This is a genomic window from Rhodocaloribacter litoris (assembly GCF_011682235.2).
Lineage (GTDB): Bacteria > Bacteroidota > Rhodothermia > Rhodothermales > ISCAR-4553 > Rhodocaloribacter > Rhodocaloribacter litoris.
This window is the reverse complement of sequence record NZ_CP076718.1, coordinates 2,984,212-3,004,197: the sequence shown is the minus strand read 5'-3', so window position 1 is coordinate 3,004,197 and position 19,986 is coordinate 2,984,212. Positions and strand designations below refer to the sequence as shown.

The window sequence follows — 19,986 nt, the reverse complement described above, 5'->3', positions numbered from 1 at the left end:
GCAACCGAACACCCCCGGCTTGCAACCCGGCAGGGCAGGTAGCGTTCATGACCTGAGCCGAAACGTTTGCTCCTCCACCTCTCCGGGATTGCTTGTGACGAGGCTGCCCCTCCACGTACTCTACATCGACCCGGAACACCAGGCCAACCCGCTGTTCTGGCAGGGGCTGGGCCGGGCACTCGCCGGCGCCGGCCCCCGCATGCCTCACACCCTCCTCGTCCACGGCAGCGGGAACCGGCTCCAGAGCTGGCTTGAAGCCGAAGGGCGCTTTGCGGACGACGAACCGCCTCCGCCGGACCTCGTCGAACGCCTCCTCCGCATGGAAACGCACCGCATCGTCGGGCTCCTGACCGACGCCGGGGTGCCGGCTGTCGGCCTGCAGGGATCGGACCGGGGCCTGCTGCGGCGCGATGCCGACGGAAGCGTCACGGCCCCGGGTGCCCGCTGGGTGCGCGACCTGGCCCGCCGCCGGGCCGTGCCCGTAATCGCGGCACAGGCGGCCGGTGGCGAGGTGCCGCTCCTCCTCGCCGTCGAAGCCCTGACCCGGCAACTGGCCGACGAACCGCTCCGAATCGTGTTTTTCACCCGAACCAACCGCCCCGGCGTCGTCGAGCAGGGACGCCTCCGCGATGTGCTGCCGGCCGCCGAACTCGAAGCCACCGGCGTGGTCGCCGACCCCGCACCGGTACGCACCCTCGTCGAAACCGCCGCCGAGGTCTGGCTCACCAGCCCCGTCGGTTTCGTGCACCGCGAAGGGCTGCAGGGCACCCGCGTGCGCCACACCGCCCGATAAAAATGGGATTTCAGGCCGAAATGCGGGCAATTTGCTTGACAGCCGCGTTTCTGTGCAGTATGTTTTTCCCGCTTTTGAGCAAAGCCACCGGCTTTGAATCCCTCACATCGTCTTGGCCAGCTATCACCCAAAACCTCAGGAGGACATACACATGGGTAAATTCGAGCAACTGCGCGACTTCGTGGCAAGCCTGGAAGCCGACTTCCACAAGTTCTATGAGAAGGGCAACAAGGCGGCCGGAACACGCGTGCGCAAAGCCATGCAGGAACTGAAGCAGATGGCGCAGGACATCCGTGTCGACATCCAGGAGCGCAAAAACCAGGACGCCTGAAGCAACCTTCCCGGTTTTTTGACAAAAAAGGCCGTGCCGGAGTACCGCACGGCCTTTTTTGTGGTGTTACCTTTCGGCTCCATCCGATCGGAGCAGCCTCCCGCCCCCTCCGGTCCGCCTGGCGAACGCACCCCTGTGCCACGCACGGCTTTCCGTCGAAACAGGAGTACACATCAGAAAAGGTTCATGGTGCAACGAACACTCTGGATGTTGATACTGGGTATGACGCTGTTGCCGGCACGCGGGCAACCGGCGCAAAAGCCCGACACGTCCCGGAGCTGGAAAACCGACCTGATCGCCACCCTTTCGGCCACCCAGGCAGGCTTCAACAACTGGCAGGGGGGCGGGGTCAACTCGCTGGCGCTCAGTACGGGGCTCAACGGAGAGGCCCGGCGGACGAACGGGCGGTGGGCCCAGAAACACACCCTCCGGCTGACGATCGGCGTCGTCAAGCAGGACACGCTCGACTTCCGCAAAGCCGAGGATGTCATCCGGCTGGCTTCCAACCTCTCCTACCAGGGGGAAGGCTTCTTCAGCCTCTTCAGTCCCACGGTGGCGGCTTCCATCCGCACGCAGTTTGCAGAGGGGTTCAACTTCGACAAAGACCCGATCTTTGAAAAAAACCCGGTGGGAGCGCCGCGCAAACCACCCGTCAAGGTTTCGGACTTCTTCAGCCCGGCCATCCTGCAGCAGTCGATCGGGTTGACCTACGACCCCAACCACTGGTTCACGCAGCGCATCGGCGTGGCGGCCAAAGAGACCATCGTGCTGATCGAGCGGCTGCGGGTGCTCTATGGCGTCGACCCGGCCGACGCCGTGCGGTTCGAACTGGGCATGGAGGCGGTCTCGGAACTGAACCGGGAGGTGTTCAAAAACGTGCGCTACAAATCGACCCTCGGGCTTTTTGCCTCCTTCAACAAGCCGGAAACGCCGGACTTTCTCTGGGAAAACCTGGTCAACATGAAGGTGAATGCCTGGCTTCAGGTGAACTTCGAGTTCGTGGCCCTGCTGGACAAGGACCTGAGCGACCGGTTCCAGTTGAAAGAGGTGCTGGCGGTCGGGATCTCGTATGCCCTGCTCTGAGCACCTTGCCGGAAGGTAGCGCGTATTGCGTGTTGCCTATGGCAGGGCTGTCGTTCGCCACGCCCGACGCCACAGGCAGTCCACCTCTGCATGCGGGAAAGCGATGCGCGTACCGGACGACGTGCAGCGCCGGCTGAGGCCGGTACTGGGGATTTATGGGGGCCTGGGGGTGGCGCTATGGCCGATCCCGCTGTTCAACCTGCTGCACGTCGAGTCGGCGGCGGTGGTGGCGCTGGCAGGCTTCTTCGTCGCCGGGCTGTCGGCGGTCGGCTGGTTCGAGGAAGGGGCGCCGGTGCGGCGGGTGCTGGGCGGGCACTTGGCGGCACTCGCCGTCCCCTGGGCCCTGCTGACGCTGACGCTTCTGTGGGTGCCTAACTGCGATTATGCGACGGGATTGCTGTTTTTTGTGCTGTTTCCGGTCGTGAGCGTGGTGCTGGCGGTAGCGCTCGCCTACACGGTAAGCAGCACGCACCTGCGCCGGAAGCGGCTGGTATTCGTGCTCGCCGGGCTGGGGGTGGCCGTGCTGACGCCGCTTTACGACCTGGGACTGCACCCGCAGTTCTACGTGTACAACCATGTCTTCGGAGGCATCCTGGGTCCCCTCTACGATGAGGAACTGGCGATCCGCTCCGGCCTCTTTGCCTTCCGCGCACTGTCGCTCTGCTGGGCCGGGCTGCTGCTGGTGACGGGCCGGGCGCTGCGGGTGCGGCGGGGCCGGCTGCCGGACGACGGCTTCCCGCACGGGGTCGTCGCCGGGGGGCTCGCCCTGCTCCTCGGGCTGGGCTACCTGTTCGCCGGCCCCCTGGGGATCAACACGACCGGGCAGGTGCTGCAACGCGCCCTGGGCGGGGTATACCGCACGACGCACTTCGATCTCTATTATGACCCTGCCTCTCTGACGGAAGACGAACTGGCCCGGCTGGCGGAGGTGCACGAATACCGGTATGCCCGGCTCGCCGAACGCCTGGGGGTGGAGGTGCCGGAGCGCATCGCGAGCTACCTCTATCCCGACCCGGAGACGAAGGCGCGCCTGACGGGTGCCCGCCGCACGAACGTGGCGCCGGTGTGGCTGGCACGTCCGCAGACCCATGTGCTCCTGGACGAGTTCGAAACGGCCTTTCCGCATGAGCTGGCGCATGTCTTCTCCCGGTCGTTCGGGTTGCCCGGGCTGCGGGCCTCGCTGTCGGTGGGACTGGTGGAGGGCTTTGCCGTGGCCATGGAGCCGCCGGACGGCCTGCCCACCCCCCACGAACAGGTCCTCTCGGCGGCACTCCGGCGCACGGGCGGCAACCCCGGTGCGCTCGCGCTGGCGGAAACCCTGGCCCCCCGCCTTTCCCCGCTGGGTTTCTGGACAGGCCGCAGCGCCGTCTCCTACACCACCATGGGCTCGTTCGTGCGCTACCTGATCGATACCTACGGGGCAGCGGCTTTTCGGCAGGTCTACGCCCGGGCAAACTTCGAGGCGGTCTACGGAAAGCCGGCGCGGGTGCTGGCCCAAGAGTGGCAGGCATACCTGCTGGCCATGCCGGTGGTGTCCCGGGCGGCGGCCCCGCTGGCCGAGCGGCGTTTCGCCGTGCCGTCGCTTTTTGAGAAGGTGTGTCCCCACCACGTGCCGTTCCACGTGCGGCACACCCGTGAAGGGATACAGGCCCTGGCACGGGGGGACACGGCGCAGGCGCTCGCCCGGCTGGAGGCGGCGCTGGCCCGGCAGCCGGCCTACCCCCCGGCCCTCGACGCCTGGGCCACCCTCCAGCTGGCACGGCGCGCCGCCGGCACCGTCGTCGCCCGGCTGGACACGCTCGCCGCCCTGCCCCGTCTGCCCGCGCTGGCACGCCACCTCGGCGACGCCCACACCCTGCTGGGCGACACGGCCCGGGCGAAGGCCCGTTATGAGACAGCCCTGCAGGCCTTGCCGTCCTACGCCCACGAAGCGGCCGCGCTGGTGGTCATTCGGAAATCCCTTGCCCCGCACCCTGCCCTTGTCCGAATCTTAACCTCGCCGGATTCAGCCGCCACGCAGGCGGCGCGGCTGGAGGAATATCGCGGAGCAATTCCGGCAGCAGGGATCCTGGCGGCGCTTCGCTGGGCAGAAAGCGGCCGGTACGAACAGGCGGCCGCCCTGCTGCGTACAACGCCTCCCGACCGCATCCCCGCCTCGACGCCGGCCCGCTGCGCGCTCCTCCGGCGGCAGCACCAGGTCTGGCTGGCCCACCTCGCGCACCGCGCCGGCCACCTGCAGGCCGCCGCCGAAACAGCCCGGCAGGCCGCCCGGGCCTTCCGCGCCGCCGGCGACCTGAATGCCGCCGCACGACTGGCCGACTTCGCCGACCGGGTGCAATGGCGGGCAACACAGCCGGGACGGGTTTTCGCGCCGACCCGGGGCCCTTTCCCCGAAACGATCCCGAAAAAACCATGAACCATCGCCTGTGCCGGTACAGCCTGATCCTGGCGGTACTGATGATCGGGTGTGCCGGCAGCGAGAAAACCGGCGACCGCCGGCAGGAAAACGAGGCCCGACGGGAACCCCCGGAGGAGGCGCACACCCGGGACGACCTGACCCCGAGCCCGCACGGCAACCTGGCACCGGCCGCCGAAACCGTGCGCACCATCCAGGTATATCGCACCGGCGACGAACAGGCCCTGCCCATCATCACCCTGGGATCGAACCAGACCATCACCGTCGCCTTCGACCTGCTGGAGACACGCGGACGCCCCCTCTCCGTCTATTTCTACCACGCCAACCGCACCTGGCGTCGCGACCTCTCCCCCACCGAATACCTGGATTCCTTCCAGCGGGACGACCTCCTCGACTACCAGCCTTCACAGAACACTGGCATTCCCTACACCCACTACCGCTATCGTTTCCCCAACCGGAGCATCGAGTTCAAAATCAGCGGCAACTATATCCTCCGGGTCACCGAGCAGGGAATGGAAGACGAGGTGCTCTTCGAACGGGTCTTCTTCGTCTCCGAACAGGCCACCCCCGTCGACGTCGAGCTCGACAACGTGATGCTCTCCGGCTTCGCCTATCCGGCCGTGCAACCGGTGGCCCGCTTCACCCCTCCGCCCGCCCTGCAGAGCAACGCCTTCAACTATACGACCTGCTTCGTCCGGAACGGACAGCTCGACGCGGCCCGCTGCTCCGACCGGCCCATGCTGGCCGATCAACCGGCCCTCCAGTTCTTCCTGCCGCCCGGGACGGCCTTCGAACCCGCCGTGGCCGATTACTTCGTGGACCTCGGCGACCTCCGCGTCGGCGGCCGCATCGAACGGACGGACCTGACTTCGATCCCGTTCAAGGTCTTCATCGAGCCGGACTATGCCCGCTTCGCCGGCTCCGGGCTCGATCCGCTGCTCAACGGCCAGATCGTAGTCGATGCCGCCGTGCGCGGGCTGGCCGAACCGGGCCTGCAGGCCGAGTACGTCGAGGCACGCTTCGCCTACGTCCCGCCGGACGAACTGCCGGTCGCAGGCGACGTGATCCTCTCGGGCAGCTTCAACGGCTTTGCCGTAGACCCGCAACACCGCCTCGAATGGGTCCCGGAACGACGGCGTTACGAAGGCCGCGTGCTGCTGAAACAGGGACGGTATGAATACCGCTACGTGGTCTCGGACGGCCGCATCCGCCGGGCGCAAACCGGTGCCACGCCCCGGCTGGAAAATCTCTACAGCGTGTTCGTATACTTTTCCGACCTCTCTCTGCACACCGACCGGCTCATCGCCGTAAGCCACATCCTGGTGCGTTGAACCCCGTCCTGTTCGGCATCGGTCTCTACGTGCTGGCCCAGCTCGGCATCGGCGCGTACGTGGCGCGGCGGATCCGCACCGAAGCCGACTACCTGGTGGCCGGGCGCAGCCTGGGGTACGGCCTGTCCATCTTCACCATCTTTGCCACGTGGTTCGGGGCCGAGACGTGCATCGGCGCGGCAGGTTCGATCTACGTGGACGGGCTCGCCGGCGGCACGGCCGACCCGTTCGGCTATGGCCTGTGCATCCTGTTGATGGGGGCCGTCTTCGCCGTCCCCCTCTGGCGGCGCAAGCTCACCACGCTGGCCGACTTCTTCCGGCAGCGGTACACGGCGGGCGTGGAGCGCCTGGCCGTCGTGCTCATGGTGCCGACCTCCCTGCTGTGGGCGGCCGCCCAGGTCCGGGCCTTCGGACAGGTGCTCGCCGCGGCTTCCGGGCTGGAGATCACCTTCACGATCACGCTGGCGGCCCTGGTGGTCGTCGCCTACACCGTCTTCGGCGGGCTGCTGGCCGATGCGTGGACCGACCTCGTGCAGGGAATCGCCCTGATGACGGGCCTCGTCGTGCTCTTCGTCATGGTGTGGCGGGATACCGGCTTCGAGGCGCTGGCCGCCGTCGACCCGGCGCGGCTGCGGCTCTTCGGCGGGCCGGAGACGCCCTGGCTGGCCGTCGTCGAAGGCTGGGCGATCCCGGTGTGCGGCTCGGTGCTGGCGGCGGAACTGGTCGCCCGCGTCATCGCCGCCCGCTCGCCGCGGGTGGCCCGGCGCTCGGCCTTCGTCGCGGGCGGGCTCTACCTGGCCGTCGGCCTCATCCCCGTGACGATGGGGCTGCTCGGCACCACGCTCTTGCCCGGCCTCGAACACCCCGATCAGCTCCTGCCGCTGCTGGCCGGGCGCTACCTGCCGGTGGCCCTCTACACCCTCTTCGCCGGCGCGCTCGTCTCGGCCATCCTTTCGACGGTGGACAGCGCGCTGCTGGTGGCCTCTTCCCTCGTCTCGCACAACCTCATCGTGCCGCTACGGCCGGCGTTCTCGGAACGCGGCAAGGTGCTGCTGGCCCGGGGCGGCGTGGTCGTCTTCGGCCTGGTGGCCTATGTGATGGCGCTCTACGCCGACGGCGTCTATGCGCTGGTCGAGGAGGCGTCCGCCTTCGGGAGCGCGGGCCTCTTCGTGGTGATCGTCACCGGGCTGTTCACGCGCATCGGCGGCGCCTGGAGCGCCCTGGCGGCCCTCGTGACCGGCGTGGCCGTATGGATCGGCGGGGCGTATGTGGTGGACGCGCCCTACCCCTACGTCACCTCCCTGGCGGCCGCCCTCCTGGCCTACCTGAGCACGGCCGCCGTCGAACACCGCCTGCGAAGCGTCCCGGCCATGTCGCGCCGTGTGTGAAGCCCGGTCAGTTGCTCGCCGGGCGGACCTCCACGGGCTGGAGCCGGCCTTCGTCGCGGTGGAGGAACTCCCTGTAGAGCTCGATCTGCCGGTTCGTCATCGGGATGCGGAAGCCGTCGATGAAGACGTGATGAACCTGCGTCTTCGGCTCGAAGGGGTCGCCGTCGGCCACGAACAGGTTGGCTTTCTTGCCCGGCTCAATGGAGCCGTAATCGCCCGCGATGCCGAAGATTTCGGCGGCGTTGAGGGTCACGGCGCGCAGGGCTTCTTCACGGCCCATCCCGTACGCGGCGGCGAAGCCCGCGTTGAAGGGCAGGTTACGCACGTTCTCCGCCTCCCCCGTGCGCAGGGCCACCTTCACGCCTGCCTGCTGCATCAGCCCGGCGTTGGCGTAGGCCTTGTCGTAGCGGTCGGAATCCCGCGTGGGGATGGAGAGCACCGGCCCCACCAGGCAGGGGATGCCCGCCTCGGCGAGCTTGTCCGCCACGCGCCATCCCTCGGCCACCTCGCTGAAGACGACGTTCTTGAGGCCCCGCTCCTTCACCCATTCGATCGCGTTGAGGATGTCCTTCTCCCGGTTCACCTTGATCATCAACGGCATCTCGCCGCGCACGACCGGCAGCAGGGCCTCCATCTCGGGCACATGCTCGGGCTTACGCGGCGGGTTCTTTGCTGCATGATAGGCCGAGTCGATCTTCGCATAGAGGACGGCGCGGTCCCAGATGTCGTTGAGCTTCTTCAGGGCTTTCTCGGCGGCCTTCTCGATCTCCTCGTCCGAGCGGCGGTCGAAGAAGCCGCGCCGGCCGGTAGTGGGAAACTCGAGCACCATCAGGCGCACGCCGCCCGCGTGCATCTGCTCCGGGGTGTAGCCGACCAGGTTGATGAGGGCCGCCACGCCCGGGAAGAGCCCGCCCGAGGGCTCGGCGATGACCGTGGTGACGCCGCTGACGCGGGTGACGGGGATCAGCACCGAGTTCGGGTTGACGGCCGTGAGCGCCTCCATCTGCGGGTTCAGGTCGCCCACCTCGCGATAGTCGTTCGTCTCGTCCACGGCGCCGATCTCGGCCAGGCCCAGGTGCGTGCCGCTGTCGATCATCCCCGGGTAGACGGTCATACCCGTGCCGTCGATGACCTCGGCGCCGGCCGGGACGGCCACATCCGGGCCGACGGCCTCGATCCGGTCGCCCCGGATGACGACCGTGCCCCGTTCGATGGTGCCGTTGGCGACGGTTTCGATGCGGGCGTTGGTGATGGCAAAGGTGCCCTGGTACCCCTTGGGCACGTCGTCGGTCGGCTGGAGCTGGAGCAGGAGCCCGACCGCAAGCGTGAGCAGCAGATTCATGGCAGGGAAGGGTTCGCGTGGTCGGAGGCGGGTCAGAACTGGAAGAGCCAGCCGGCGGTGGCTTCGAGCGCGTGCCAGTCCTCGTCGGTGACGAACCGGCTGGCGTCGACCGCGGCCTCGGGATCGACGTGGAGACGTATGTCGTCCGGGTCGCGCTCGCGGTCGAAGTAGCGGACGCCGTCGACGAAGGTCATCACGGGGATGGCATAGACCGAGAGCGGGTGCCCGTCGAAGACGACCAGGTCGGCGTCCTTGCCGACTTCGATGGAGCCGACGCGGTCGTCGATGCCGAGCTGGCGGGCCGGGTTGATGGTGATGAGCGCCAGGGCTTCGTCGTCGGTCAGGCCGCCGTAGCGCTGGCTCTTGGCGGCCTCGTGGTAGAGATGCCGGTTGAGCTCGCCCGAGTCCGAGTTGACGGACGTGACGACGCCGTTGCGCGTCAGGATGGCGGCGTTGTAGGCCGTCGAGTAGTAGACCTCGAACTTGTACGACCACCAGTCGGAGAAGACGGAGGCGTAGGCGCCGAAGGCGGCCAGCTCGGGCGCCACCTTGAAGGCCTCATTGGCGTGCTGGAAGGTGACCTTCTCGATGCCGTAGTCCTTCAGCACACGCAGGAGCATCAGGATCTCGTCGGCACGGTAGCTGTGGCAGTGGACGAGGATGTCGCCTCGCAGGATGTCGGCGAGGGTTTCGAGGCGCAGGTCGTAGGGGGGCGGGACGGCGCGGGGGTTGCGGCGGCGCTCGGCCTCATACCGCTCCCAGGCCTCCTTGTAGCGCAGTCCCTGCTCAAAGGCGTCGCGGAGGACGGCCTCGACGCCCATGCGGGTGGCGGGCACCTTGGCTTTGCCGGAGCCGCCGCCCCGGTTGCCGTGTACGCGCGTGGGGTTCTCGCCGAGGGCGAACTTGATGGTGCGGGGTGCCCCCTCGAACCGCAGGTCGTCCGGGTTCGTGTAGCCCCAGCGGTGCTTGATCGTCTCGTTTTGCCCCCCGATGACGTTGGCCGAGCCGTGCATCAGGTGCGAGGTGGTCACGCCGCCGGCCAGCGCCCGGTAGATGCCGATGTGGTAGGGGTTGACCACGTCTTCCATCGTCACCATGGCCGTGACGGGGTCGGTGGCCTCGTTGACGGCACTCAGGGCGATGTGCGCGTGGGCGTCGATGATGCCGGGCATGACGTACTTGCCGGTGGCATCGACCACTTCCACGCCGCCCGGTGCCGAGAGCCCCTGGCCGATACGGGCAATCTTGCCGTCGCGCACGAGCACGTCGGTGTTCTCCAGGGTGCCGTTTGTCACGGTGAGGACGGTGGCGTTCTTGATCAGCACGCTGCCGGTTTGGGGCTGGGCCGTGACGGCCGTCGCCATCAGCAGGGCGAACCCGAGAAAGAAGGCTGGCTTTTTCATGAGACCTGACGTCTGGCTAGGAGCGCTCTGGGGCCGCGTAACGCGGTCTGAAAAGGTTGAGCGTTTGACACAGCGAAGCGTTAGCGTTCCGGGCTGGAGGGCTCGGTTGGGTGCTCTTTGCCGGAGGCTTCCTTTTTCTCCTTCGTATCGTATTCGTACTTGACGCCGTCGACGAAGACGTACCGGATCTTCGCGTCCTTGTCGAAATAGGGCTTCGTGGTGACGACCAGGTTGGCGATCTTGCCGGGCTCGACGGTGCCGAGCATGGCCGAGACGCCGAGCAGGGCGGCGGCATCGGTGGTGAGGGCGGCCAGGGCGGCGTCCTCGGGCAGCCCGTGTTCGATCATCAGGCGCAGGTTCTTGTGGATGTCGGCGGGCTTGACGTCCATCGTCGAGAAGCCGAAGCGGAGGCCGGCCTCGTGGAGCATTGCCGCGTTCTTGAGGTAGCGTTCGCGGCTTTCCCGCTGGCGGGCCTCCAGGTTACGGCGCTCGGCCTCCAGGTCGCGGTAGGTGGCCGTGCGGAGCGTGGGGTCGTACTGCGCCGCCATCTCGGCCTCGACCGAGTCCTGTTTGGCCTTCGCTTCCTTCTTCGGCTCTTTCGGCAGGTCCAGCGTGAGAAAAAGGGGCACGCCGGCCTCCTTCAGGGCGTCGATCTGGTCGAAGCTCTGCTTGAGGCCGGCCAGCATCAGGGGGAAGCCGAGGTCGCGCTGGAGGCGCAGCGCCCGGTACGTTTCCAGGGCTTCATCCGTGTAGAAAAGGACCGGCTTCTTGCCTTCGATGACGGGGAAGAAGGCGTAGTGGACGTCGTCGTAGGGGGGCCGTTCGAGGCCGGCGGGGTCGGTGTCGTAGCGCTGCTGGATCAGGCGGCGACGTTCGGCCTCGCGGTAGAGCTGGCGCATCTTCGCCATGACGCCCATGGGCGTGGCGGGGTAGACGCCGAGAGCACCCTGGAACTGGGCGAAGAGGGCCACATCGCCGCGCAGGACCATTGCATCGGGGTCGTCGCCGTGAAGCAGGACGAGCGCGCCCGAGCCGGGGAGCATCCGGCCGTGGGGCACGGTAAGGGCGGCCCCGAAGCCCGCCGCCCGCAGGTCCTTGACCGACTTGTCGCCGGGCTCGAGCATCGTACGGGCATCCTGCTGGGGCTGGATGCCGGCGTAATCGTCGGGCGGGTTGCCCGGGTCGTCCGGGCGTTCGCGGTTCTGATCTGCTTTGGGCTTCGGGATGCCCACATGCGAGAGGCCGTCGAGGAAGCCGGCATAGACGACGAGCGAGTCGCCCGGGAGGCGCTCGGCGTCGAAGGGGATCTCGACGTCGGTACCGACGGCCACGATGAGCCCATCGTGGATGACCACGGTGCCCCGCTCGATGACGCGGCCCGGCGCCTGCACGATGCGGGCGTTCGTGATGGCATGGGTGCGGGTGACCCGCGGCAGGTCGTCACCCGCCTCCTGGGCCCGCACCGGCACCACGCCGAGGAGCAGGGCGGGTACCAGCACCGCAAGCAGCCGCCCTGCGTTCGAGCGGGTGACCAGGCAATGAGAAGCGATCATGAAAACTCCTGAATCGAGAAGACGGATCGTGAACCTTCGAAGGTAAGAAGCCCTAATCCTGCAGGCAAGGTAAAGGGGACGGTGCCGCCACGAACGGCACGCCGCGTTTTATGAACGGCCGGCGGCAGGCCATCACGTGCGGTGCAGGCCCGGCCCGTATGTACCCGGCGTGGGGGCACCGCCTGGCCGCAGAACAAACGAGGCGCCGCCCCCGCGGGACGGCGCCTCGTCCGAAACGTGTCGTGCCCGGGCCCTCAGGCAATCAGCGGGGCAATGACGAGAGCCACGACGGCGATGAGCTTCAGCAGGATGTTGAGGCTCGGGCCGCTGGTGTCCTTGAGCGGGTCGCCCACGGTATCACCGACCACGGCCGCCTTGTGGGCGTCGCTGCCCTTGCCGTAGGTCTGCCCGTCGAGGGTGAGGCCGGCCTCGATGCGCTTCTTGGCGTTGTCCCAGGCACCGCCGGCGTTGGCCTGAAAGAGGGCCATGAGCACGCCCGAGACGGTCACGCCTGCCAGCAGGCCGCCGAGCATGTCCTTCGAGATGAAACCGATGGTGACCGGCACCACGAGGGCCAGCAGGCCGGGGGCGACCATCTCCCGGATGGCGGCCTTCGTCGAGATGTCCACGCACCGGGCATACTCGGCCTTGGCTTTCCCTTCACGCAGGCCGACGATCTCGCTGAACTGGCGGCCCACCTCCTTGATCATGTCGGCGGCGGCGCGGCCCACGGCAGCCATCGCCATGGCGCTGAAGACGTAAGGCAGCATGGCCCCGATGAGCAGTCCGGCCAGGATCGTCGGCTGCGAGACGTCGATCCGCTCGATGCGGGCCTGCTGCATGAAGGCCGCAAAGAGGCCAAGGGCCGTCAGCGCGGCCGAGCCGATGGCGAACCCCTTGCCGATGGCGGCGGTCGTGTTACCGACGGCGTCGAGCTTGTCGGTCCGCTCGCGGACCTCGGGCGGCAGGTGCGACATCTCGGCGATGCCGCCGGCGTTGTCCGAGATCGGCCCGTAGGCGTCGACGGCCAGCTGGATGCCCGTCACGGAGAGCATCCCGACGGCCGCGATGGCGATGCCGTAGAGCCCGGCGAAGGCGTAGGCTCCGATGATGCCCAGGGCCAGGATCACCGCGGGGATGCCGGTCGAGAACATCCCGACGCCCAGGCCGGCGATGATGTTCGTCGCCGCCCCGGTGACGCTCTGCCGGGCAATATCGAGCGTGGGCTTCGTGTGTGTGGAGGTATAGTATTCCGTGACGAGCCCGATGAGCGTGCCGGCGGCCAGCCCGATGAGCACGGCCCAGAAGACCCCCATCGACGAGTACTCCGAGAACGGGCTGATGGGGCTGCTATGCGTCCACTCGGCGGGCAGCATCCAGTCGATGATGAAGTAGGAGAGGACGGCCATGAGGCCCGCCGCGCCGAACTCACCCGTGTTGAGCCCTTTCTGCGGGTTGCCCCCTTCCTTCACCTTCACGAAGAAGGAGCCGCCGATGGAGACGAGGATACCAATGCCGGCCAGCACCAGCGGCAGCAGCACGGCCGAGAGCGGCCCGACGCCCTCGCTTTCCATGGCCGGGACCGAGAGGAAGGCCGCGCCGAGCACCATCGTTCCGATGATCGAGCCGACGTAGCTCTCGAAGAGGTCGGCGCCCATGCCGGCCACGTCGCCCACGTTGTCGCCCACGTTGTCGGCGATGGTGGCCGGGTTGCGGGGGTCGTCTTCCGGGATGCCTTCATACACCTTGCCGGCCAGGTCGGCCCCCACGTCGGCGGCCTTCGTGTAGATGCCGCCGCCGACGCGGGCGAAGAGGGCAATGGAGGAGGCTCCCAGCGAGAAGCCCGAGATGACGTTGATGACGCGGCTGAAGTCCCAGAGGTCGCCGTAGAGGCTGTTGTAGACGACAAAGAGCACGCCGAGGCCGAGCACGCCGAGGCCGACGACGCACAGGCCCATCACCAGCCCGCCGGAGAAGGCAACGTTGAGCGCCGGCCCCAGCCCCGTCCGGGCGGCGTTCGTCGTGCGGACGTTGGCCCGGGTCGCCACGCTCATGCCGATGAAGCCGGCCGTTGCCGAGCAGAGCGCACCGGCCACGAAGGAGACCGCCACCAGCGGCGAGGACTCCGGGTTGCCCAGGTTGGCGAAAACCAGCAGCGCGGCCACGACCAGGACGAACACGGCCAGCACCCGGTACTCGCGCCGCAGAAAAGCCCTGGCCCCTTCGGCGATGGCCGCGGCGATCTCCTGCATGGTGTCGGTACCCGGTTCCTGCCGGTTGATCCAGCGGGTCCGGAGAAAGGCATACCCCAGCGCAATCAACCCGGCAACGGGCACCAGATAGGTGATCAGGTCTGTATTCATGGAAATGGATCCGTCTCAGTGCGTTGATGATGGATTCCCGGAGGTTCGGCCGGCAGGGCCGAAAACACAAAGAGGGAGCCGGCCGGTCACCGTCGTTCCCCCTCCAGAAGCTGCTACACGCCCCCGCTCGCCACAGGCATCGGATGTACAGCCACCCTCGCCGGAGTCACGGAGGAGCCGCTAAAAATATTGCACGCAACGCCGCTATGGTTAATACTTAACGCATTATTGACAGCCTTAACGCATTATTCAACCGCCGGCCGGCATGTGAAGGGTGAAGGAGCGGCTCACCGCCGGTTGAAGCGGTTCATGGCCGTGGTGAGCCCGTCGGTGACGAAGGTGAGGGCGGCGTCGCAGGCGACGGGAAGCACTTCCTCGATGAGGCGCTGCTGTTCCGGATCGAAGGGGGCGAGCACGTAGTCGACCTGCCCGCCCCGCGGAAAGTCATGGCCGATGCCGAGGCGCAGGCGGGGAAAGGCGTCGGTACCGAGGCGGTCGATGATGTCCTGCACGCCGTTGTGCCCGCCGGCGCTGCCGCCCGGGCGCAGGCGCAGTTTGCCCGGGGGCAGGTTCAGGTCGTCATAGACGACGAGGAGGTCGCCGGGATCGAGGCCGAAGCGGCGCACGAGGGCCTGCACGGCCTGGCCGCTGAGGTTCATGTAGGTCATCGGCTTGGCCACCCCGAAGGGGCAGCCGCGCCAGCTCCCCCACCCGAGGAGCACGTTCCCGCGTGCCGGCTCGAGGCGGAGGCCGGTCTTCTCGGCCACGGCGTCGGCCACCATGAAGCCGACGTTGTGCCGCGTCCCGGCATAGGCCTCCCCCGGATTTCCCAGCCCGATGATCAAGCGTCTGGTACGGGGCATGGCCTTCTCCCGGGGCAGCACTCCCTTTCATGCGAAAGCGCAAGGAACCCGGCCTGCACAGGCACGGCTCCTCACGCTTCCGGAAAAACCTCCGGCCGCACGCGCAGGCGGCAGGTTATTCTTCCTCCTCGTCCGGGGCCGCCTCCGGCGTCTCGTCTTCGGCGGCCTCCTCGCCCGGAACGCCGAGCACCTCCTCTTCCGCCGCGCCTTCCGCGACGACGCGCGGCGCCGTCACCAGGTAGATCGTCTGTTCGGGCGCCGTGTGAAACTCGATCCCGGGCATATCCAGGTCGCCGATGTGCAACACGTCGCCGATGCCCAGGCCGGAGACGTCCACGTCGATGTGCGAGGGGATGTCCTCCGGGAGACAGACGATCTCGACCTCATGGAGGATCGCCCGCGGGACGCCTCCGTCCTTCTGCCCCTTGGGCGTACCGTGAAACTGGATCGGCACGGTGACGGTGACCTTCTCCCCGGCCTGCAACACCTGAAAGTCGGCGTGCACCGGCCGGTCGGTGACCGGGTGAAAGTCGATGGCTTTCATGATGCACCGCCACGTCTTGCCGTCGAGCCGGACCTCCACCTGGTGGAACTCGTCCGTGTGGACGAGCGGGCGCAGGGCCAGCTCCGGCACCGCGAAGGCGACGGGTTCGACGTTGTGCCCGTAGAGGATACACGGCACCTGGCCGTTGCGGCGGAGGGTACGGGCCGTCCGGGCGCCCACCGGGCGCGGCTTGGCTTCAAGGGTAATAACGTCCATGGGTATCACGCGTGGTTGGATGCGGAGGGACGCGGCGGTCCCTCACGGAATAAACAGCGTCGAGACCGAGTCGTCGGTGTAGATCCGGTTGATGGCGTCGGCAAAATGCTCGGCCACGCTGACGACCTTGATCCTATCCGACGGGCGCCGCAGCGGGATGGTATCGGTCACGATCAAGGTGCTGATTTCCGAGTTTTCAATACGTTCGTAGGCCGGCCCCGAGAGCAGCGCGTGGGTACACGCCGCCATGATCTCCAGGGCACCCGCCCGGCGCAGGGCGGCGGCGGCGCTCGTGAGCGTTCCCGCCGTGTCGATGATGTCGTCGATCAGGAGGACGTTCTTGCCTTTGACCTCCCCGATGATGTTCATCACCTCGGCGACGTTCTGGCGGGGCCGGCGCTTGTCGATCAGGGCCAGTTCGGCGCCCAGCCGGCGCGAGTAGGCCCGCGCCATCTTGATGCCGCCCACGTCGGGGGCCACCACCACCAGGTTCGACAGATCGAACCGCTGGAAGTAGTCGATGAAGACCGCCGACCCGTACAAATGATCCACCGGCACGTCGAAGAAACCCTGAATTTGGGAGGCGTGCAGGTCCATCGTCAGCACCCGGTCGATGCCGGCGGTCTCGAGCATGTTGGCCACGAGCTTGGCGGCAATCGAGACCCGGGGCTGGTCTTTGCGCTCCTGGCGCGCATAGCCGAAGTAGGGGATGACGGCGGTGATCCGTGCAGCGGAGGCCCGGCGCGCGGCGTCGATCATCAGCAAGAGCTCCATCCAGTGGTCGGCCGGCGGATGGGTGCTCTGGATGATGAACAGGTCCGATCCCCGGATCGACTCCTCGTAGTGAACGTAGATCTCGCCGTCGGCGAAGTCCTTGATCTCTATCTTCCCCAGCTCGCACCCGTAGGCTGCCGCGATGCGGGTCGCGAGGGCTGGATTCGAGCGGCCGGCGAAGATCGCGATGGGCTGCTTTCGATCGGTGGAGAACATGTCACTGTGGGAAAAGAGCGGGTAGCCGGCCCGCCGGCCGGCCCCGGGCTGCCATGAAAGCGGGACGGCACGACGCCCTGAAGCCAGGCCGACCCGCACGGTGACGAACCGCCCGGCGCATCCCGTGCTGCGCTGGTTGCCCGGGGAGGATTCGAACCTCCACATACGGCTCCAAAGGCCGCTGTCCTGCCATTAGACGACCGGGCAATGTCTGCCGTCAAGTCTTTCAAGATAAATATTTCGTCGCACGGCTGTCAAACCCGGCACCGGCCGATCGGGTCCCCCGCGGGCGCCGGGGGCACGGTTTCGCAGAGACTTTAAACCCACAGGGGTGCGGCGGTACCCGTCACTTCTCCAGCAGCGGCAACACCCGTTCCAGCGGCAGCGCCTCCACGGTTCCCCGGTACCCGGTGACGGTGGTGGCCTTGAAAAGGGCGTTGTAGATGGCTTCCTCCGTGGCTTCGACGACGGCCTGAAACAGCGGCGACATCCGGTCGTTCGGCAGCTCGGCGTACGTGGCCACCCCGGCCCGCCGTTCCGGCGTGCGACGGACCGAAGGCGCCGTCGAGAAGGCGAGGGCATAGTCCCCCGAGCCGTTGGTCATGGGCGAGCCGGTGCGGGCCACGGCCAGCAGCGCCCGCCGGGCCAGCCGCGTCAGGTTGCGGTCCGAAAGCGGCGCGTCGGTGGCCACGACGATCATGATCGACCCGTCGGCGTCGCCCCGTTCGAGTGCGTCCTGGAGGAAATACCGGCCGAGGGCCCGCCCCACCTCGACGCCCAGGATCTTCAGCACCCCGCCGTAGTTCGCCTGCACGAGCACGCCGACGGTATAGCCCCCGAGGGATTCGGGCAGGCGACGGGAGCTGGTGCCGATGCCGCCCTTCCACCCGAAGGCGACGGTCCCCGTGCCCGCGCCGACGCTGCCTTCGGCCACCGCGCCCGTGTCGGCCCGTGCGAGGGCCTGCCGGATGTGCTCGGCCCGGAGTGCCCGCCGCCGGATGTTGTTCAGGAAGCCGTCGTTCGTCTCCCCCACGACGGCATTCACCGAACGCACGGCCTCGTTGCCCGGCCGGGCCAGCGTGTAGTCGAGCACCGCCTCGGCCCCCTGGGGCACCGACAGGGTGTTCGTCAGCACGATCGGCGTCTCGATCTCTCCCAGCTCCATGATCTGCGTCACCCCCATGAGCTTGCCGAAGCCGTTGCCGACGGCCACCCCGGCCGGCACCTTGTCCTGGTACAGGTTCCCCCCGTGCGGCAGAACGACCGTGGCCCCGGTCCGGACGTCCGCGCCCTCGACGAGCGTCACGTGGCCCACCCGCACCCCGGCCACGTCGGTGATGGCATTCAACGGGCCGGGAGGCAGGATGCCGGGCGCCACGCCCACCTCGCGGGCACGGGGTCGGTCTACAGGCTCCATGTCATGAAGCGGCGTATGCGTGCCGCCTTGCACGTTGTTCCAGGAAACGGACACCTGGGCCCGCACGGCCGGCGGCTGCACGCATCCCCAGACAATCAGACACAGCAGAAGGAAAAGCAAACGCATCTTCACAGGCAACGTCGAACGATGTTCCGGGACCCGCCCTCCAATTTGACGCGGGAACGGGACTTCAATATACTTAACGGGCTTTCTTTCCACACGGGCCGCCGTGCCTCCACCCCGGGCCTCGCCGGAAGGGCGGCCTTCCTTTCCGGGGGCGGCGCCCGTTTCCCCACCCGTGACCATGGAAAATGAAAAGATCATCGGGGTCGTCGGCGGCATGGGACCGTACGCCGGCCTCGACCTCGTCCGAAAGATCTTCGACCATACCGAGGCCGGTGCCGACGCCGACCACCTTCCCGTAGCCCTGCTCTCGTATCCGGCCCGCGTCCCGGACCGCACCGCGTTCCTGCTCGGCCGCTCCGACGAGAACCCGGCCGAGGCCATCGCCGCCATGGCCGTGGCACTCGACCGGCTGGGGGCCGTCGTCGCCGGGATGCCCTGCAACACCGCCCATGCCCCTCGCATCTTCGACGCCGTGCTGGCCCGGCTCCGCGAGGAAGCCCCCCGGCTCCGCTTGCTGAACATGATCGACGAGACGATCCGGTTCCTGCGCGAAGAGCACGGCAACTGCACCCGCATCGGCGTCCTGGCCACGCTCGGCGCCTACCGCACCCGCCTCCACGCCGACGCCCTCGAAGCCGCCGGCCTGGAAGCCATCCTGCCCGACGAAAACGTGCAGGAAACCATCGTACACCGGACCATCTATGACCCGTCCTACGGGTTGAAGGCCCACATGAACCCCGTCTCGATGATCGCACGGCAGAGCCTCGTCAGCGCCGTCGAGCACCTGCGGGAACAGGGCGCCGAGGCGGTCCTGCTGGCCTGCACCGAACTGCCGCTGGCGCTTCCCGAACCCGAGCTCGACGGCACGCCGCTGATCGACCCGACGCTGGCGCTGGCCCGCGCCCTCATCCGAGAAACCTACCCCGAAAAACTGAAACCCCTGTGAAGATCGCCACCTGGAACGTCAACTCCATCCGGGCCCGGCTGGACCGGGTGCTGGCCTGGCTGCGCGACCACGAACCGGACATCGTCTGCCTCCAGGAAATCAAGACGCCGACCGACGCCTTCCCGTACGAAGCCGTCGAAGCGGCCGGCTATGCGGCGGCGGTGCGCGGGCAGAAGACCTACAACGGCGTCGCCATCCTGAGCCGCACCCCGGCCGACGCGGTGATCGACCACCTCGACGACGAGGACGACGCCTCGGCGCGCACCCACCGGGAAGCCCGCTTCCTCGCCGCCCGCTTCGGCGACCTGCACGTCCTCAACGTCTACGTGCCCAATGGCGCCGTCGTCGGCAGCGACCAGTGGGCGCACAAGCTCGCCTGGCTCCGCCGGCTCCGCACCTTCCTCGAACGACACGCCACCCCCCGCCGGCCCCTGCTCCTGGCCGGCGACTTCAACGTGGCTCCCGAGGAGCGGGACGTGGCCCGGCCGGACCGGTGGCGCGACAGCGTGCTCTTTCACCCGGAAGCCCGCGCCGCCCTCGCCGACCTGACCGCCTGGGGCCTCGTCGACCTCGTGCGTCTCCACCACGACGGACCCGGACCGTTCTCCTGGTGGGACTACCGCAACCTCGCCTTTCCGAAGAACGACGGCCTGCGCATCGACCACCTCTTCGCCACCGACCCGCTGGCCGCACGCTGCACCGGTGCCTCCATCGACCGCGACGCCCGCAAGGGGCCCAAACCTTCCGACCACGCACCGGTCGTGGCCGTCTTCGCCTGAGACCGGCAAGGCCCCCACCGCCCCGGCACGAAGGCAACGCCCGCGCGTACACACCCCACGAACACCGGATCAAATGCAGGAACCGGGGGTTTTTTGTCGAGG

16 protein-coding genes and 1 tRNA gene are annotated in these 19,986 nt (G+C 67.8%); 8 read left to right on the top strand and 9 right to left on the bottom strand.

Features of this window, described 5'->3' with window-relative positions:
- Nucleotides 1-94: 94 nt before the first annotated feature.
- From GQ464_RS12505 to GQ464_RS12480, 6 genes are all read left to right on the top strand, one after another.
- Complete coding sequence (locus tag GQ464_RS12505) at nucleotides 95-793, top strand: amino acid kinase family protein (RefSeq protein ID WP_166977313.1); 699 nt, start codon at nucleotides 95-97, stop codon at nucleotides 791-793.
- Nucleotides 794-944: 151 nt separating this feature from the next.
- Nucleotides 945-1,124, top strand: a complete 180-nt coding sequence (locus GQ464_RS12500) for a histone H1 (protein ID WP_166977315.1) — start codon at nucleotides 945-947, stop codon at nucleotides 1,122-1,124.
- A gap of 207 nt (nucleotides 1,125-1,331) precedes the next feature.
- The gene (locus GQ464_RS12495) at nucleotides 1,332-2,207 is read left to right on the top strand and encodes a DUF3078 domain-containing protein (protein ID WP_166977317.1); all 876 of its coding nucleotides are present in this window, start codon (nucleotides 1,332-1,334) and stop codon (nucleotides 2,205-2,207) included.
- 103 nt (nucleotides 2,208-2,310) lie between these two features.
- On the top strand, nucleotides 2,311-4,623 hold the full coding sequence (locus GQ464_RS12490) for a hypothetical protein (RefSeq protein ID WP_166977319.1): 2,313 nt from the start codon (nucleotides 2,311-2,313) through the stop codon (nucleotides 4,621-4,623).
- Nucleotides 4,620-5,954 (top strand): type IX secretion system plug protein, encoded by a 1,335-nt coding sequence (locus GQ464_RS12485; protein WP_228350258.1) that lies wholly within the window; start codon nucleotides 4,620-4,622, stop codon nucleotides 5,952-5,954. The genes GQ464_RS12490 and GQ464_RS12485 overlap by 4 nt, the downstream gene beginning before the upstream one ends.
- Nucleotides 5,951-7,342 carry a high affinity choline transporter 1 gene (locus GQ464_RS12480; RefSeq protein ID WP_166977321.1) on the top strand — a complete coding sequence of 464 codons (1,392 nt, stop codon included), beginning with the start codon at nucleotides 5,951-5,953 and terminating at the stop codon, nucleotides 7,340-7,342. Before GQ464_RS12485 ends, GQ464_RS12480 begins: the two co-directional genes overlap by 4 nt.
- A gap of 7 nt (nucleotides 7,343-7,349) precedes the next feature.
- On the opposite strand, the gene GQ464_RS12475 is transcribed toward GQ464_RS12480, so the two are convergent.
- From GQ464_RS12475 to GQ464_RS12435, 9 genes are all read right to left on the bottom strand, one after another.
- Nucleotides 7,350-8,684 carry an amidohydrolase family protein gene (locus tag GQ464_RS12475; protein ID WP_166977323.1) on the bottom strand — a complete coding sequence of 445 codons (1,335 nt, stop codon included), beginning with the start codon at nucleotides 8,682-8,684 and terminating at the stop codon, nucleotides 7,350-7,352.
- Nucleotides 8,685-8,716: 32 nt separating this feature from the next.
- A complete protein-coding gene (locus GQ464_RS12470) occupies nucleotides 8,717-10,087 on the bottom strand; it encodes an amidohydrolase (protein WP_166977327.1) in 1,371 nt (456 codons plus the stop codon).
- 80 nt (nucleotides 10,088-10,167) lie between these two features.
- Entirely contained in the window at nucleotides 10,168-11,640 is a 1,473-nt protein-coding gene (locus GQ464_RS12465) for an amidohydrolase family protein (protein ID WP_166977331.1), read from the bottom strand.
- A 254-nt stretch (nucleotides 11,641-11,894) separates the two neighbouring features.
- Nucleotides 11,895-14,003, bottom strand: coding sequence for a sodium-translocating pyrophosphatase (locus GQ464_RS12460; protein ID WP_166977335.1), 2,109 nt, complete (start codon nucleotides 14,001-14,003; stop codon nucleotides 11,895-11,897).
- Between the two features lie 287 nt (nucleotides 14,004-14,290).
- Nucleotides 14,291-14,866, bottom strand: coding sequence for an aminoacyl-tRNA hydrolase (gene pth / locus GQ464_RS12455; protein WP_166977339.1), 576 nt, complete (start codon nucleotides 14,864-14,866; stop codon nucleotides 14,291-14,293).
- A gap of 115 nt (nucleotides 14,867-14,981) precedes the next feature.
- Nucleotides 14,982-15,626, bottom strand: a complete 645-nt coding sequence (locus tag GQ464_RS12450; protein ID WP_166977351.1) for a 50S ribosomal protein L25 — start codon at nucleotides 15,624-15,626, stop codon at nucleotides 14,982-14,984.
- A 42-nt stretch (nucleotides 15,627-15,668) separates the two neighbouring features.
- Nucleotides 15,669-16,616 (bottom strand): ribose-phosphate pyrophosphokinase, encoded by a 948-nt coding sequence (locus GQ464_RS12445; RefSeq protein WP_166977403.1) that lies wholly within the window; start codon nucleotides 16,614-16,616, stop codon nucleotides 15,669-15,671.
- A gap of 133 nt (nucleotides 16,617-16,749) precedes the next feature.
- Nucleotides 16,750-16,823 (bottom strand) — tRNA-Gln (locus tag GQ464_RS12440).
- Between the two features lie 139 nt (nucleotides 16,824-16,962).
- Nucleotides 16,963-18,033 carry a DmpA family aminopeptidase gene (locus tag GQ464_RS12435; protein ID WP_166977353.1) on the bottom strand — a complete coding sequence of 357 codons (1,071 nt, stop codon included), beginning with the start codon at nucleotides 18,031-18,033 and terminating at the stop codon, nucleotides 16,963-16,965.
- 304 nt (nucleotides 18,034-18,337) lie between these two features.
- On the opposite strand from GQ464_RS12435, the gene GQ464_RS12430 reads away from it, so the two are divergent.
- Together GQ464_RS12430 and xth are read left to right on the top strand one after the other, a co-directional pair.
- Nucleotides 18,338-19,105, top strand: coding sequence for an aspartate/glutamate racemase family protein (locus tag GQ464_RS12430; protein WP_166977355.1), 768 nt, complete (start codon nucleotides 18,338-18,340; stop codon nucleotides 19,103-19,105).
- A complete protein-coding gene (gene xth, locus GQ464_RS12425; protein WP_166977357.1) occupies nucleotides 19,102-19,884 on the top strand; it encodes an exodeoxyribonuclease III in 783 nt (260 codons plus the stop codon). The genes GQ464_RS12430 and xth overlap by 4 nt, the downstream gene beginning before the upstream one ends.
- Nucleotides 19,885-19,986 lie beyond the last annotated feature (102 nt).